Consider the following 15,075-nt stretch of genomic DNA (forward strand, 5'->3'; position numbering starts at 1 on the left):
AAAACGTGGAATTTACCGCCCGGCGCGACGGCGCGCCATGAGCACAATACCGGAGCGAAAGATATCTCGCGATGCGCTTACGGTCGATTGGCGAGCCACGCATCGACGCGCGCGATGGCCGCGCGCATCACGCGTTCGAGGCTTTCGCTCTGCGCCATGCTCCCCCAAAGCAGCTTGTCGCCGGTGAATGCCTTGATCGGATCGGCCGCCGTGAAGAAGCCGTGCGCGACGGCCGGGTCCATCACGCCGTCCTGATACGTGTACGGCAGCTTGCCTTCGTGCCAGCGTTCGAGGAAGCGGAAGAACAGCGCGGGCAGCATGGCCGTGGCGTTCGGATCGATGCCGCGCGCGAAGCATTCCGAGAGCGTCGGCGCGATGAAGCCCGGCAGCTTCGAGAAGCCGTCGGCCGCGACGCGCTGGTTCGTGTCCTTGATATACGGATTGCTGAAGCGGTCGAGCACCACGTCGCGATACTTTGCGAGGTCGATCGGGCTCGGCGTGAGGCACGGGATCACGTCTTCGGTGACGTAGGCTTCGGCGAGCGCGCGAATCTCCATGTCCTGCGTGCCTTCGTGAATGTATTGCAGGCCGACGAGCGTGCCCGCCCACGCGATGCAGCTATGGCTCGCGTTGAGAATGCGGATCTTGGCCTCCTCGTACGGGTGCACCGACTGCACCATCTCCGCGCCGACCTTCTCCCACGCGGGACGCCCCGCGCAGAAGTTGTCTTCGATGACCCACTGGATAAATTTCTCGCCCATCACGGGCGCGCGATCGTCAATGCCGGTGGCTGCCTTCACGCGCTCGGCGACATCGGGCGTGGGGCGCGGCGTGATGCGATCGACCATCGCGTTCGGACACGACGTGTTCGCGATCATCCAGTCGCGCAGCGCCGTCTGTCCGCGCCGTTGCAGGAATTCGAGCATGCCGGCCTTGAAGCGGTCGCCATTGCTGCGCAGGTTATCGCAGTTTTGCAGCGAGACCATGCCGGCGTTGCTTTGCATGCGCGCTTCGAGGATCGCTGCCAGCGCGCCATAGATCGTCGTTTTCGCGCCGTTGAGGTCGGCGGCGAGATCGGGGTTGGCGGTGTCGAGCTTGTCGTGCTCGTCGAGGTAATAGCCGCCTTCGGTCACGGTGAACGAGACGATCTTGCAGGCGGGCGCGGCGCCGGTCGCGATCAGCTCGCCGAGGTCCGCCGACCACGGCACGACCTTCTTGATCGAGCGCACGGTTTCATACTCGCGCTCGCCTTGCGGCGTGACCGTCTCCAGCGTGTATTCGCCGTTTTGCGCGGCGAGCGCGTCGAGAACGGCGTTCATGTCGCCGCGTATGTTGCCGACGGCGAGCGACCATTGCGCATCGCCCGATTCGATCAGCTTGTGCAGATACCACGCCTGATGCGCGCGATGAAAGGACCCCGCGCCGATATGCAGGATCACGTTCGCGCTCGTGCCTTCGCTGGATACGCTGCTCATGTCTTGTCTTCCTCTGATTGGCTGATGCGCCCGTTCTGCGCGGACGGTTTGCGAGCATTTGCTCGATGGGTGGTCGAATGATCGTATTCGCCCGGTTGAAAGTCAAGGCGCGCGGCGGGCGCGTCGTCGCTGCGGTGCGGCGTGAATCGCCGTGCCATGCCGTGCACGCGAGCTTCGCCGGGCGCGTTGCGATGCACCATCGAACGCGGGCAGCCGGATCGGGACATACCCGGATAGTCAACGCGGCTCGCATTGACGGAAGGTGCATGCGGCTTCGACCAAATCAACGGCAGCGGCAGCAGCAAGCACAACCATAACGCGAGACACGGACATGGACTATGTGATCGGCATCGACATCGGCACGCAGAGCACGAAGGCGCTCGTCGTGGATACGGAAGGCGCAATCGTCGCGCAGCATTCGAGCGCCTACCATCCGGATACGCCCAAGCCGCTCTGGGCCGAGCAATGGCCGTCCGTCTGGTTCGATGCGGTGACCGCGTGCATCGCCGGATGCGTCGAGAAGACGAAGGCGCAGGGCATCGACGCGCCGCAGATCAAGGCGCTGTGCGTGAGCAGCCTCTACGGCGGCTCGGGCATTCCGGTGGATGAGCAGATGGAGGCGCTTCATCCGTGCCTGATCTGGATGGATCGCCGCGCCACCGCCGAAGTGGACTGGGTGAGCGAGCAGGTCGACGTGCCGCGCCTCGAAGCGATTACCGGCAACGGCGTGGACAGCTACTACGGCTTCACGAAGATGCTGTGGCTGCGCGAACACCGCCCGGATGTCTGGGAGAAGACGCGCTATCTGCTGCCGCCCAACGCCTTCGTGATCCAGCGGCTCACGGGCGAGCTCGCCGTCGACCACAGTTCGGCGGGCAATCTTGGCGGCGTGTACGACGTCGGCGCGCGCGCATGGTCGCATGAAGCACTCGAGATGCTCGGCATTCCCGTTTCGATGATGCCCGAGCGTCTCGTCGAATCGTCGGAGGTGGTCGGCGGGCTCTTGCCGCAATGGGCCGACAAGCTCGGGCTCGCCGCGAACACGCCGGTCGTCGCGGGCGGCGTCGATGCGGCCGTCGCCACCTTCGCCGCGGGCGTCACGCAGGCGGGCCACCATGTCGCGATGATCGGCACGAGCATGTGCTGGGGCTACGTCAACCAGAGCGTCGATGCGCGGCACGGCCTCGTTTCGATGCCGCACGTCTACAACGGCAAGCGCGATCTCTACGTGTTCGGCGGCGCGAGCACGGCGGGCGCGTGCGTCGCGTGGTATCGCGACCAGTTCTGTCAGGCAGAAATCGAAGCCGCCAAAGCGACGCCGCATGGCGACCCGCATCGGCTGCTGGAGGAGGCGGCGTCGAACGTGGCGGCGGGGGCGGACGGCGTCGTGTTCCTGCCGTATCTGATGGGCGAGCGCAGCCCCGTGTGGGACGCGCACGCGAGCGGTACGTTCGTCGGCCTGAATCTCTTTCATACGCGCGCCACGCTGTATCGCGCGGTGCTGGAAGGCGTCGCGTTCGCGCTCAGGCACAACATGGAAGCGGGGCGGCGCGGCGCGCAATCGCTGGATGACCGGCTGATCGTGGTCGGCGGCGCGGCGCATTCGGACCTGTGGATGCAGATCATCGCGGACGTGACGGGCTTTCCGGTCTTGTCGATCGAACAGGAAGTGGAAGCCGCGATGGGCGCGGCGCTGCTCGCGGCGCTCGGCGCGGGGCTGATTTCGCGCGAAACGGCCGAAGGCGGCTGGGTCACGCTCGTCGAGCGCGCGAAGCCGGATGCCGCGCGCCAACGCGTGTACGACGCGCGGTTCGGCGTCTACCTCGACCTTTATCCCGCGCTCAAGGACGCGATGCATCGGCTGCGCGACGCCTGACGCCGGCCTTCACGTTCACGGCTCGCGCATCTGCGTCGGATGCGCGTCGAACACCGGTCCCTGCACGAAGTGGACATCGAACTGTTGAAGCGCGTCGAACTGCGCTTCATCGGACACGTTCGAGAAGATAAGCGGAATCTTCAGCCGGTGCGCGTACGCGACGAGATGCTTCACGACCGAATCGCGCAGCGCGGCCCCCGCATCCATCTTGATGAAATCGAGCCGCGCCATCTCCGATACCGCCATGATCTGCCCGGCATTGGGCAGATTGCCCGCCACCTTGAATCCGTAGCGCTGATAGCTCTTGGTCAGATAGCCGAGAAACGTCTTGTGCGCGACCGCCGCCGCCGGCAGCTCGATCACCACGCGCGCCGGATTCATGCCGAACTTGCGCAGCACCGACGAGAAGACCAGCCCGTGGTCGTACTTCACGCTCTTCAACAGCCGCTCGTGCACGCGCAGGAACAGCAAGCCCGGCCGCTGCGGGCCGAAGAAATTGAACGCATGCAGCGCGCGGGATAGCCGGTCCAGCGTGACGAGCTCGTTGTCGTCTTCGAGGTGCGCGAACGGATCGCGCGGCATGTCGCCCTGGATCAACGTCAGCGCCTGCAAGCCGAGTTCGTCGCCGAAGCGTTGCGCGCTTTCGGCCGACGCGGACAGCGTTTGCGGAAAGCTGTGCGTGCCGACATCGAAGATCGGTTCATAGGCGCTCGCAAGCGTCAGTTCGCCATAGCGGGCGATGGCCTGCCGCGCATGCTCGTCGCCGGCCAGCACGATATGCGCGCCGAGAAACGGATGGTCGGCGGCGCGGGCGACGAGTTCCGGCAGGGACGGGGAGATCATGGATGTGGGTTCGGGTGCGGGCCGACCGGACGCTTGTGATTATTCGGATGGTATCAGCGCGCGCGGCGGCCGCTTGCACCGAACTGACATATTGATATGCCGGCAGGACGCATCGAATCAGGGTATACGAGCTATTTCACTAAACGTAATCCGTTTAACATTCGTAAAATCTTGTCGAGGAGATCCGACGATGCCCCCGTTCGACACGCACACCGACGCGAGCCGGCACTATCAGTCCGGCTTCGCGAACGACTTCGCCACCGAAGCGCTGCCCGGCGCGCTGCCGCTCGGCCGCAATTCGCCGCAGCGCGCGGCGTACGGTCTCTACGCCGAGCAGCTGTCGGGCACCGCGTTCACCGCGCCGCGCGCGCAAAACCGGCGCTCGTGGCTATATCGCATCCGGCCGGCGGCGGTTCACAAGCCGTTCGCGCGGGTGACGGGCAACGCACGGCTCGTCGCCAATTTCGCCGATGTTCCCGCCACGCCGCCCAACCAGTTGCGCTGGGACCCGCTGCCGATGCCCGACGCGCCGACGGACTTCATCGACGGCTGGGTGACGATGGCCGGCAACGGCGCGGCGGAGTCGATGACCGGCTGCGCGATCCATCTGTACGCGGCCAACCGCCCGATGCATGACCGCTTCTTCTACAACGCGGACGGCGAACTGCTGATCCTTCCGCAGCAAGGGCGGCTTTCGATTGCGACGGAACTCGGCCGCCTCGATATCGCGCCGTTCGAGATCGCGGTGATCCCGCGCGGCGTGCGCTTTGCCGTGACGCTGCCCGACGGCGAGGCGCGCGGCTACATCTGCGAGAACTTCGGCGCGTTGCTGCAACTGCCGGATCTCGGGCCGATCGGCTCCAACGGCCTTGCGAATCCGCGCGACTTTCTCACGCCGCACGCGGCTTACGAGGACCGCGAAGGCGACTTCGAACTCGTCGCGAAGCTGAACGGCGTGCTGTGGCGCGCGGACATCGGCCATTCGCCGCTGGATGTGGTCGCGTGGCACGGCAACTACGCGCCGTACAAGTACGATCTGCGGCACTTCAACACCATCGGCTCGGTCAGCTTCGATCATCCCGATCCGTCCATCTTTCTCGTGCTGCAATCGCCGAGCGACACGCCGGGCGTCGATTCCCTCGACTTCGTGATCTTTCCGCCGCGCTGGCTCGCCGCCGAGGACACGTTCCGGCCGCCGTGGTTTCACCGCAATGTCGCGAGCGAGTTCATGGGCCTCGTGCACGGCGTGTATGACGCGAAGGCGGAAGGCTTCGTGCCCGGCGGCGCGAGCCTGCACAACTGCATGTCCGGACACGGACCGGACGCGGACACGTTCGAGAAGGCATCCGCGAGCGATACGTCGAAGCCCGCGAAAGTCGGCGACACGATGGCCTTCATGTTCGAAACGCGCACGCTCATCAAGCCCACGCAGTTCGCGCTCGAAACCGCGCAGTTGCAGGCGCATTACTACGAGTGCTGGCAGGGCCTCACGAAACACTTCAACCCGGAGCAACGATGAACGATGCGCTGAAGGCGACGCTCGCCCCGACGCTGAAAAGCTGGATCGAATCCGCGAACGATCCCAAGAGCGACTTTCCGATTCAGAACCTGCCGTTCGGCGTCTTCAGCGACGCGGTGAACGAGCGTCCGCGCGCGGGCGTGGCGATCGGCGACTGGATCGTGGATCTGGCGGCGCTGGAAGAAGCGCGGCTGATCGACGCTGGCGGCACATTCAGCGAGCCGCGCCTGAACGCCTTCATCGCGCTAGGACGCGAGTCGTGGCGCGCGGTGCGTGTCGCGCTCTCGGCCTTGCTCGCACGCGATACGCCGACGTTGCGCGACGATGCGGCGCTGCGCCGCCGCGCGCTCGTGCCGCGCGAAACCGCGACGATGCATCTGCCGGTCGAGATTCCCGGCTATGCGGACTTCTATTCGTCGAAGGAGCACGCGACGAACGTCGGTTCCATGTTTCGCGATCCGAAGAACGCGCTCTTGCCGAACTGGTCCGAGATGCCGATCGCCTATAACGGGCGCGCGTCGTCGGTCGTGGTGAGCGGCACGCCGGTGCACCGGCCCAACGGCCAGTTGAAGCTGCCGGACGAGCCGCGCCCGATTTTCGGCGCGTGCCGCAAGCTGGATATCGAACTGGAAACGGGCTTCATCGTCGGGCAAGGCAATGCGCTCGGCGAACCGATTGCCTGCGAAGAAGCCGAAGCGCACATCTTCGGCATGGTGCTGCTCAACGACTGGAGCGCGCGCGATATTCAGCAATGGGAATACGTGCCGCTCGGCCCGTTCAACTCGAAGACGTTCGCGACGACCATCTCCCCGTGGATTGTCACGCTCGATGCGCTCGAACCGTTCCGCACCGCGACGCCCGCGCAGGAGCCACAGCCGCTTGCGTATCTGCGCCATGCGGGCGATCACGCTTTCGACATCGATCTGTCCGTGGACTTGCGGCCCGAAGGCGCGGCCACCGCGACGACCATTTCTCGCACCAACTTCAGGCTGATGTACTGGTCGATGGCGCAGCAGCTTGCGCATCACACGGTATCGGGCTGCAACACGCGCGTGGGCGACCTGGTGGGCTCGGGCACGATCAGCGGACCGACGCCCGACTCGTGCGGCAGCCTGCTCGAAGCGACATGGAATGGCCAGCGGCCCGTGCGGCTCGAAGAAGGCGGCGAGCGCGCGTTCCTTCAGGACGGCGACGAGATCACGTTGCGCGGCTGGTGTCAGGGCGACGGTTATCGCGTGGGCTTCGGGGAATGCGCGGGGCGCATCCTGCCGGCGCGTTCCTTAACGTGAGGAATAGAACATGACGAAGACGACGATCGACGTCGAGCGCGCGCTCGGCGATGCCCACCGGCCCGCGTTTCATTTCCTGCTGCTCGCGCTGTGCGGGCTGTGCCTCGTGATCGACGGCTTCGACGCGCAGGCGATGGGTTACGTCGCGCCGGCGGTCATCGCCGAATGGGGCGTGCCGAAGTCCGCGCTCGGGCCGGTGTTCAGCGCGAGCCTGTTCGGCATGCTGCTCGGCGCGCTCGGCTTGTCCGTGCTGGCCGACCGCATCGGGCGCAGGCCGGTGTTGATCGGCGCGACGCTGTTCTTCGGACTCACGATGATCGCGACCGCCTTCACGCACAGCCTGCCGGTGCTGACCGCGTTGCGCTTCGTCACCGGGCTCGGTCTCGGCTGCATCATGCCGAACGCGATGGCGCTGGTCGGCGAATTCTCCAGCACGCAGCACCGCGTCAAGCGCATGATGCTGGTCTCCTGCGGCTTCACGCTGGGCGCGGCGCTCGGCGGTTTTTTGAGCGCGGCGCTGATTCCGTCGCTCGGCTGGCGCTCGGTCTTCTGGGTCGGCGGCGCGGTGCCGCTCCTGCTCGCGCTGGCGATGCTCGCCGCGCTGCCCGAATCGCTGCAATTTCTCGTGCTGAAGGGGCATGAAGCCCGGGCGCGCGCGTGGCTGGCGAAGTTCGATCCGACGCTCACGATCGACTCGACGACGCGCCTCATCGTGCGGGAAAAAGGCGGCGAAGGCGCGCCGGTGGCGGAGCTTTTCCGCGCAGGACGCACGCCTGTCACGTTGATCCTGTGGGCGATCAGCTTCATGAATCTGATCGACCTGTACTTCCTCTCGAACTGGCTGCCGACCGTCATGCGCGATGCGGGCTATTCGCCCGGCATAGCCGTGCTCGTCGGCACGCTGCTGCAGACGGGCGGCGTGCTCGGGACCTTGCTGCTCGGCTGGTTCATCGAGCGCTTCGGCTTCGTGCGCGTGCTGCTCGGCTGCTTTCTCGTCGGCGCGGTTTGCGTCGGGGTGATCGGCGGCGTCGCGCACGTTCAGATGTGGCTCTTCGTGGCCGTGTTCGCCGCGGGCTTTTGCATCGTCGGCGGCCAGCCTGCCGTCAACGCGCTTGCCGGCCATTACTATCCGACGACGCTGCGTTCCACCGGCATCGGCTGGAGTCTGGGCATCGGGCGCGTGGGATCGGTGATCGGGCCGCTCGTCGGCGGGCAGATGATCGCGCTCGGATGGAGCAACGTCGAACTGTTTCACGCGGCGGCCGTGCCGGTGTTCTGTTCGGCGCTGCTGGTCGTGCTGCTTGCGGTGGTGCGCAGGGAACGGGGTAGCGTGGTGACGGCGGTCTAAACCCGCGTTACAAGCATCAACCGACGGGAGCCGTCTCGCGTTGTTCCCACGCCGCCGGGACGACGAACGCGAGCGCCGCGCTGAATCATTCGGCGGCGGTGCCGGTGTTCTGTTCGGCGCTGCTCGTGGTGCTGCTCGCGGTGGTGCGCCGGGACGGTACGCTGGCCGGGCGAGCGGCCAGGGTCTGAGCCTCAACGGACGCGCGGCGTCTCCCGTTTTTCCCACGCGGCCGCCGCGACGAACGCGAGCGCGGCGGCGAACAGCACAGCAATCAGCGCGTCCGCGCCCGCGCGCCGCATCAGCATGCCCGCGACGATCGGCCCGCCGAAACTCGCCACGCTCCACGAAGCGCCGACGATCGCTGTCGCCGATATGAGCGCCGGGCCGCGAAAGCGTTCGCCGCACGCAACGATCGAGAGCGTGTAGACGCTGCCCGCCGCCGCGCCGATCACGAACAGCAGCGGCCAGCAGAGCCACGGATACGCGACAGCCCACGGCAGCGCCGGCAGCAGCGCGACGACCACGACGCCCGCGCCCATATGCACCTTTGCGCGCCCGATGCGGTCGGCAAGCCAGCCGATCGGGAATTGCATCGCGGTGTCGCCGAGCAGGATCGCGGAGGCGAACAGCACGCCGGTGTTCGCGGTAACGCCATGCGATATCGCGAAAAGCGGCAACAGCGAAAGCGCGAGCGTGTCGAAGAGGGCGAAGAAGCCCGTGCCGATCACGAGCGCCGGCATGCGGGGCAGCACGCGCCGCCAGTCGCCGCTCTCGGCGTGCTCGCCGTGCCCGGCACTTCCCGCGCCGAGCGCGTGCGGCGACACGCGAATGGTCGCGAGCGCGGGCAACGCGAGCAGAAAGATCGCACCGCAAAGGGCGAAGCGCGTCGATTGCCAGCCGCCCGTCACGCTCACGAGCACCGGCCCGGCCATCTGAAACAGCGTGAAGTGGGTCGCGTAAAGCGCGACGACGCGGCCGCGCGTGGAATCGTCCGCGAGCGCGGCGACCCACGCCTCGCCGATGGTGAAGAGCAGCATCAGCGCCGCGCCGCACGCGAAACGCAGCGCGGCCCAAAGCCACAGGTCGATGGAAAACTGCATCGCGATGGTCGCGAGCGCCGCGACGACGACCGCGCCCATGATCGTGCCGCGCGCGCCGTATCGCGACGCGATGCGGCTCGCGAACGGCGCGACGACGAGTCCGCCGCCGGCCTGCATCGCCGTCATGATGCCGACGACGTCCGAGCCGTAGCCCGCCTGCGTCAGCGCGAGCGCGGTGAGCGGCAGCGTCGCGCCGAGGCCCAGGCCCACCACCGCGACGCTCGAAATCAGCGCGAAGAAGTCGCGCGAGAGGACGCCTCTCATCGACCGCGCAGCGAGACTCAGGCAGCCTGCCCGATGGCGAGACGGCGCGCCCGCTTGTCGAGTGTCGCGGAGAGCAGTGTCAGCCCGAACGCGCCGCACGCCATCGCGACGCCGACCCACGGCAGCGACGTCAGCGGCGCGCCGGCGCTGATGGCGCAGCCGCCCAGCCACGCGCCCGTCGCGTTGCCGAGGTTGAAGGCGCCCTGATTGAGCGTCGAGGCGAGATTCGGCGCGTCGCTCGCGCGGTTCACGATCAGGATTTGCAGCGGCGGCACGATGGCGAACGCGAGCACGCCCCACAGGAAGATGGTGATCATCGCGGAGATCGACTCGTGCATCGTCGCGGCGAAGACCGTGAGAATCATCACGATCGACAGCAGGAACGACAGCAGCGAGCGCAGGAGCTTCCAGTCCGCGAGCTTGCCGCCGAGCGTGCTGCCCACCGTCAGCCCGAGGCCGAAGAGCAGCAGCACGTACGTGACCGCGTGCGGCGAAACGCCCGTCACGTCTTCGAGGATCGGCGTGATATACGTGAACACCGAAAAGAGGCTAGCCGAAGCCAGCACGCTGATGCCGAGCACCATCAGCACTTGCGGGTTCTTGAGCACGTTGAATTCGCGCAGGATGCTGGTCTCGCGCATCTCGATGTGCCTGGGCAGGCACACCGCCAGCGCGCCCGCCGCCGCGATGCCGATGAGCGTGACGACCCAGAACGTCGCGCGCCAGCCGGCCGCCTGGCCGAGCGCGGTGCCGAGCGGCACGCCGAGCACGTTGGCGAGCGTCAGGCCGGTGAACATCAGCGCGATCGCTTGCGCGCGGCGGTTCGGCGCGACGAGATCGGCGGCGACCACCGATCCGATGCCGAAGAACGCGCCGTGGCAGAACGCCGTGACGATGCGCGCGCCCATCAGCACCCAGTAGTTGGGCGCGAGCGCGCACAGCAGATTGCCGACGATGAAGACGCCGATCAGGCCCATCAGCGCTTTCTTGCGCGGCATCTTCGCGGTGACGATGGCGAGGATCGGCGCGCCGATGGTCACGCCGAGCGCATAGCCCGAGACGAGCATGCCGGCGGCGGGAATCGACACGGCGAGATCGCGCGCGACGTTGGGCAACAAGCCCATGATGACGAATTCGGTCGTGCCGATGCCGAACGCGGCAATTGCAAGAGCGAGGAGAGGCAAGGGCATGGCAAAAGGCGGGGAAAATGGGCGCGCCGGCCTGAATGGCGGCGCAGGGAAGGCTCGAATTCTACCGAAAGGTGATTTTTGGTGCTGGTAGAAACCCTGAGAATGGCGTGACCCGACAATGCCGGATCATGAGCGGTTCCTTTTGTGATCAGCCCCGGCGGCGCAGGATTCTGCATGATTCGGGTTAGCCGGCCGACCCACGTTCTGCATTCTTGCCCGACACGCGCGAATCGTTGCGCGGCGCCGGTGTTGGAAAAACACAGCACTGACTAAAGAGATATGTCGCCTTTGAAAACCTGCCTGCGCGCGGCCATCGCCAGCGCGGTCCTGCTTGTCACGCACGCGCACGCCCAGAGCGACGCCGCCGGCCCCGTCGCGACGCAAGCGGGCACCGTCTATTTCCTGCGTGACGAGTCCGGCTTCGCCGCGATGCTCGGCACGCAGGCGTTCGACCGCTTCGACGCCCGCCGTCTCGCGCATTTCGATGAAGCGGGCAGCAACGGTTCCATCACGCGCGCCTTGATGCAGACGGACACCGGCCCGGTGCTCTACGACTTCCGCCGCAATCCGCCGCTGGTTCAGCGCGCGGGCAAGCGCATGACGGTGCAGCGCGTGTTCTGGCAAGGCGACGAAGTGGTGATGCAGACCACGGCGGGCTGGTACAAGCTGGAACGCGGGGCGCTCACGAAGTTGCAGTCATCGACGAAGACGTATCACTGAGCGCACGCGGTCAGGTCCGCACGCCGAACACGCGCTCGCCCGCCACTACGTAGACGGCTTCGTTCGCGCGGCGCACGGCGTCGTTGACTTCGAAGCCGCCGGTGAATGCGCCGAACGCCGGCAGCACGCCCGCGCGCCGGCCGAAACGAAAGCACGGCAGCCGCACGCTGTCGACCCGCGTCGCTAGCCGATACACCGGATGCTCGTGACCGGCGAGCGCGTAGCCGTCGTCCACGTTCTGCGGGTGATGGCACACCGCCCACGGTCCGAGCCGATACGGCTCCTGCACCAGTTCCACGCCGAAGCGCGCCGGCAACTCGCCCGCATGCCGGTCGTGATTGCCCTCGACGAGCACCAGCCGCAACGCGCGATGCGTCGCTCGCCACGCATCGAGCGCGGCGAGAGTTTCTTCGGCGTGAGATTCGCGTGCGTGCAGCAAGTCGCCGAGAAAGACGATCGACTCGGGGCGATGCGTCGCGATCAGCGTATTGAGCCGCGTCAGATTGTCGGCCGTGGCGCCCGCCGGCACCGGAATGCCGCGCGCGCGAAAGACGGCGTCCTTGCCGAAATGCGCGTCGGCGATGAAGAGGCTCTTTTCGAGCGGATCGAAGGCGGCTCGCTCGGCTGATAGCACGAGCGCGTGGCCGTTCACGTCGATGGTCAGGGCTTCGGTCGCCATGCGTGTGCTCAAGCTTGCGCCGCCTTCTCCAACTCCGCCAGCATCCGCTCAACGCGATCCGCGAGCTTCTCCGTGCTCACCTTCTCCCGCAGCCGCCCGACGATCAGCGGAAACGCAAACGGCGTCGGCTTTTTCGGATGCGTGAGCGCGAGGCGGCTTTCGCTCATCCGCACGAGCGCGCTGCGCAAGCGGCCCAGTTCGAGTTCCTGCAGCATCACTTCCTGATCGGCTTGCGTGAGCAGCAGATTGCCGCTGTCGTGCTTGCGGAAGACTTCGTAGAAGAGGCCGCTCGACGCCTGCAATTGCCGCGCGCTTTTCTGCTGCCCCGGATGGCCCTGATAGATCAGCCCCGACACCCGCGCGATTTCGCGAAAGCGCCGCGCCGAGAGTTCCGATGCGTTCAGGCTCGCGAGAATGTCGTGCTCCAGATTGTCCGGCGAGAAGAGGCCTTCCGCGATCAGCGTTTCCCAGTCGAACGGACGCGCCGACAGCAACTCGAAGCCGTAATCGTTCATCGAGATGGAGAACGTGCTCGGCTGATCGCGCGCCACGCGCCAGCCGATCAGCGATCCCAGCCCGATATGCGCCATGCGCCCCGCGAACGGATAGCAGAAGAAGTGATGCCCCTCGCGCGATCGCACCGTCTCCACGACCAGCACGCCCGGTCCCGGCAGCGCGGACCACTTCGCCTGCAAGTCGAGGAGCGGCTTGACGGCCTGCATCTCCGGCTCGTCGTAGATGCCGTCGTTGGCGCGGGCGAGCATCACGAGCGCGGCTTCGGCCAGTTCGGACGACAGCGGCATCTTGCTGCCCGCCCACTGGGGCATGGCGCCGCGCGAGGAGCTCGCGCGCTTCACGTAAGCGGTCATGTCGCGCACGCGCACCAGTTCCAGCGCGCGTCCGCCGAAAGTGAAGACGTCGCCGGGCTTCAGGCGCGAGATGAACGATTCTTCCATCGCGCCGATGCGTCCGCCCGTCATGTACGCGACGTTGATCGTGGCGTTCGCGACGATCGTGCCGACATTGTTCCGATGCCGCCGCACGAGGTCTTCGCGCGGCACGCGATACACGCCGTCATCGCCCCGCACGACGCGGTGATAGTCCGGATAGGCCGCGAGCGACGCGCCGCCGCGCTCGACGAACGCGAGCGCCCAGTCGAATTCGGCTTGGCCCAGATCGCGGTACGCGTAGGCGGTGCGCACTTCGTCGAACATGTCGGCAGCCTTGAATCCGCCGCCAATCGCCACCGTGACCAGATGCTGCACGAGCACGTCGAGCGGCTTCAGCGGCATGTCGCGCCCTTCGATGCGATGCTCGCCGATCGCCCAGCGCGCCGCCGCCGCTTCGACCAGTTCGAGCGCATGCGTCGGCACGATGGTCACGCGCGACACGCGGCCCGGCGCGTGGCCGGAACGCCCGGCGCGCTGCATCAGACGCGCGACGCCTTTCGGCGAGCCGATCTGGAACACGCGATCCACCGGCAGAAAATCGACGCCGAGATCGAGGCTCGACGTGCAGACGACCGCCTTCAGTTGTCCGTTCTTGAGCCCGAGTTCGACCCAGTCGCGCACTTCCTTATCGAGCGAGCCGTGATGCAGCGCGATCAGTCCCGCCCAGTCCGGCCGTAAATCCAGCAGCGCCCGATACCAGATTTCCGACTGCGACCGCGTGTTGGTGAAGACGAGCGAGCTTTGCGCATGCTCGATTTCATCGGCGACCGGCCCGACCTGGCGCACGCCGAGATGCCCGCCCCACGGAAAGCGTTCGATGGTCTCGGGAATCAGCGTATCCACGACGAGCGTTTTCGGCTGCGCGCCTTGCACGACCACGCGCGGCGTTCTCACCGGATGCAGCAGCGCGTCGTGGGCGAGCGCGAGATTGCCGAGCGTCGCGGACAGGCCCCAGATTTGCAGATCGGCGCGCCAGTGTGCGAGGCGCGCGAGGGCCAGTTGCGTCTGCGTGCCGCGCTTGTTGCCGAGCAGTTCGTGCCATTCGTCGATCACGACGAGCCGCACGTGCGCGAGTTCTTCGCGAGCGTTCGCGCGGGTGAGCATGAGCGTGAGGCTTTCGGGCGTCGTGACGAGCGCGGACGGCATGCGGCGGTTCTGCCGCGCGCGTTCCGTCGACGACGTGTCGCCCGTGCGCAGCCCGACGGTCCACGGCACCGAGAGCGCGCTCACGGCGGTTTGCAGGGCGCGGGCGGTGTCGGCGGCGAGCGCGCGCATCGGCGTGATCCACAGCACGGTGAGCGGGGCGGGCAGCGGCGTCTTGTCGATGTCGGCGGTGGAGTCTGCGGCCTGCGTGATCGAGCGGCGCTTGCGGCTCGCCTTCTTCGCTTTCGGCGGACCGGCGAAGGCGGTCAATGCGCCGAGCCAGATCGCCCAGGTCTTGCCCGCGCCGGTCGTCGCATGCAGCAGGCCGCTCGCGCCGCGTTCGACCTCGCGCCACACTTCGCGCTGGAACGGAAACGGCTGCCAGCCGCGCGCATCGAACCAGCGCGCGATGCGTTCGTCCATCGGCTTGGCGGCTTCTATCGCGTCGTACACGAAGGGCGCGGGCCGGAAAAGCTCGGCGGCGGCGTCCAGCTTGGCTTGCGCGGCCTGCGTGCGCGGCACGCGGCGCGGGCGCGGGGCGCGGCGTTTCGCGCGGCTCGGTGCGTCGGGCTGAAGCGCGTCGTCGTAATCGGGCTCGCGGTCTTCCTCGATTCCGTCTTCGCGGTTCATGTGGCCGCCTCGCTCGCGTATGCGAAGCGTTCGGGGATGCCAAAGCCGT

At 66.9% G+C, this 15,075-nt stretch carries 12 protein-coding genes; 5 read left to right on the top strand and 7 right to left on the bottom strand.

Annotated features, from left to right (window positions below; all coding sequences use genetic code 11):
- Positions 1-77: 77 nt before the first annotated feature.
- The gene (gene dalD / locus NCR37_RS02725) at positions 78-1,475 is read right to left on the bottom strand and encodes a D-arabinitol 4-dehydrogenase (RefSeq protein ID WP_250471408.1); all 1,398 of its coding nucleotides are present in this window, start codon (positions 1,473-1,475) and stop codon (positions 78-80) included.
- Positions 1,472-1,780, bottom strand: coding sequence for a hypothetical protein (locus tag NCR37_RS02730; protein WP_250471409.1), 309 nt, complete (start codon positions 1,778-1,780; stop codon positions 1,472-1,474). Before NCR37_RS02730 ends, dalD begins: the two co-directional genes overlap by 4 nt.
- Positions 1,781-1,806: 26 nt before the next feature.
- Between NCR37_RS02730 and NCR37_RS02735 the strand changes: the two genes are divergently transcribed.
- A complete protein-coding gene (locus NCR37_RS02735) occupies positions 1,807-3,351 on the top strand; it encodes an FGGY-family carbohydrate kinase (protein WP_250471410.1) in 1,545 nt (514 codons plus the stop codon).
- Positions 3,352-3,366: 15 nt separating this feature from the next.
- Here NCR37_RS02735 and NCR37_RS02740 read toward each other — a convergent pair whose 3' ends face one another.
- Positions 3,367-4,194: an EAL domain-containing protein gene (locus tag NCR37_RS02740; protein ID WP_250471411.1), complete on the bottom strand. Its 828-nt coding sequence runs from the start codon at positions 4,192-4,194 to the stop codon at positions 3,367-3,369.
- Positions 4,195-4,384: 190 nt separating this feature from the next.
- Between NCR37_RS02740 and hmgA the strand changes: the two genes are divergently transcribed.
- From hmgA to NCR37_RS02755, 3 genes are read left to right on the top strand one after another with little or no spacing between them, the layout of a single operon-like run.
- Entirely contained in the window at positions 4,385-5,713 is a 1,329-nt protein-coding gene (gene hmgA, locus NCR37_RS02745; RefSeq protein ID WP_250471412.1) for a homogentisate 1,2-dioxygenase, read from the top strand.
- Positions 5,710-7,002 (top strand): fumarylacetoacetase, encoded by a 1,293-nt coding sequence (fahA, locus tag NCR37_RS02750; protein WP_250471413.1) that lies wholly within the window; start codon positions 5,710-5,712, stop codon positions 7,000-7,002. The genes hmgA and fahA overlap by 4 nt, the downstream gene beginning before the upstream one ends.
- Before the next feature lie 10 nt (positions 7,003-7,012).
- On the top strand, positions 7,013-8,350 hold the full coding sequence (locus tag NCR37_RS02755; RefSeq protein ID WP_250471414.1) for an MFS transporter: 1,338 nt from the start codon (positions 7,013-7,015) through the stop codon (positions 8,348-8,350).
- 191 nt (positions 8,351-8,541) lie between these two features.
- Here the strand turns inward: NCR37_RS02755 and NCR37_RS02760 are convergent, their stop codons facing one another.
- Both NCR37_RS02760 and NCR37_RS02765 read right to left on the bottom strand, forming a co-directional pair.
- On the bottom strand, positions 8,542-9,714 hold the full coding sequence (locus tag NCR37_RS02760) for an MFS transporter (protein ID WP_250471415.1): 1,173 nt from the start codon (positions 9,712-9,714) through the stop codon (positions 8,542-8,544).
- A gap of 17 nt (positions 9,715-9,731) precedes the next feature.
- Positions 9,732-10,904, bottom strand: a complete 1,173-nt coding sequence (locus tag NCR37_RS02765; RefSeq protein WP_250471416.1) for an MFS transporter — start codon at positions 10,902-10,904, stop codon at positions 9,732-9,734.
- Between the two features lie 279 nt (positions 10,905-11,183).
- Between NCR37_RS02765 and NCR37_RS02770 the strand changes: the two genes are divergently transcribed.
- Complete coding sequence (locus tag NCR37_RS02770; protein WP_250471417.1) at positions 11,184-11,624, top strand: hypothetical protein; 441 nt, start codon at positions 11,184-11,186, stop codon at positions 11,622-11,624.
- Between the two features lie 10 nt (positions 11,625-11,634).
- Here NCR37_RS02770 and pdeM read toward each other — a convergent pair whose 3' ends face one another.
- Positions 11,635-12,303, bottom strand: coding sequence for a ligase-associated DNA damage response endonuclease PdeM (gene pdeM, locus NCR37_RS02775; protein WP_250471418.1), 669 nt, complete (start codon positions 12,301-12,303; stop codon positions 11,635-11,637).
- Positions 12,304-12,311: 8 nt separating this feature from the next.
- Positions 12,312-15,026 (bottom strand): ligase-associated DNA damage response DEXH box helicase, encoded by a 2,715-nt coding sequence (locus NCR37_RS02780; protein ID WP_250471419.1) that lies wholly within the window; start codon positions 15,024-15,026, stop codon positions 12,312-12,314.
- Between the last annotated feature and the right edge of the window lie 49 nt (positions 15,027-15,075).

The sequence above is a fragment of the Caballeronia sp. GAFFF1 genome (assembly GCF_023630705.1).
Lineage (GTDB): Bacteria > Pseudomonadota > Gammaproteobacteria > Burkholderiales > Burkholderiaceae > Caballeronia.

What these genes read in the sequence shown, in the direction of transcription:
- dalD (WP_250471408.1), bottom strand. Translation starts at nt 1,475, where the DNA reads ATGAGCAGCGTATCCAGCGAAGGCACGAGCGCGAACGTGATCCTGCAT.
- NCR37_RS02780 (WP_250471419.1), bottom strand. Translation starts at nt 15,026, where the DNA reads ATGAACCGCGAAGACGGAATCGAGGAAGACCGCGAGCCCGATTACGAC.
- NCR37_RS02740 (WP_250471411.1), bottom strand. Translation starts at nt 4,194, where the DNA reads ATGATCTCCCCGTCCCTGCCGGAACTCGTCGCCCGCGCCGCCGACCAT.
- NCR37_RS02770 (WP_250471417.1), top strand. Translation starts at nt 11,184, where the DNA reads ATGTCGCCTTTGAAAACCTGCCTGCGCGCGGCCATCGCCAGCGCGGTC.
- pdeM (WP_250471418.1), bottom strand. Translation starts at nt 12,303, where the DNA reads ATGGCGACCGAAGCCCTGACCATCGACGTGAACGGCCACGCGCTCGTG.
- NCR37_RS02765 (WP_250471416.1), bottom strand. Translation starts at nt 10,904, where the DNA reads ATGCCCTTGCCTCTCCTCGCTCTTGCAATTGCCGCGTTCGGCATCGGC.
- fahA (WP_250471413.1), top strand. Translation starts at nt 5,710, where the DNA reads ATGAACGATGCGCTGAAGGCGACGCTCGCCCCGACGCTGAAAAGCTGG.
- NCR37_RS02755 (WP_250471414.1), top strand. Translation starts at nt 7,013, where the DNA reads ATGACGAAGACGACGATCGACGTCGAGCGCGCGCTCGGCGATGCCCAC.
- NCR37_RS02735 (WP_250471410.1), top strand. Translation starts at nt 1,807, where the DNA reads ATGGACTATGTGATCGGCATCGACATCGGCACGCAGAGCACGAAGGCG.
- hmgA (WP_250471412.1), top strand. Translation starts at nt 4,385, where the DNA reads ATGCCCCCGTTCGACACGCACACCGACGCGAGCCGGCACTATCAGTCC.
- NCR37_RS02760 (WP_250471415.1), bottom strand. Translation starts at nt 9,714, where the DNA reads ATGAGAGGCGTCCTCTCGCGCGACTTCTTCGCGCTGATTTCGAGCGTC.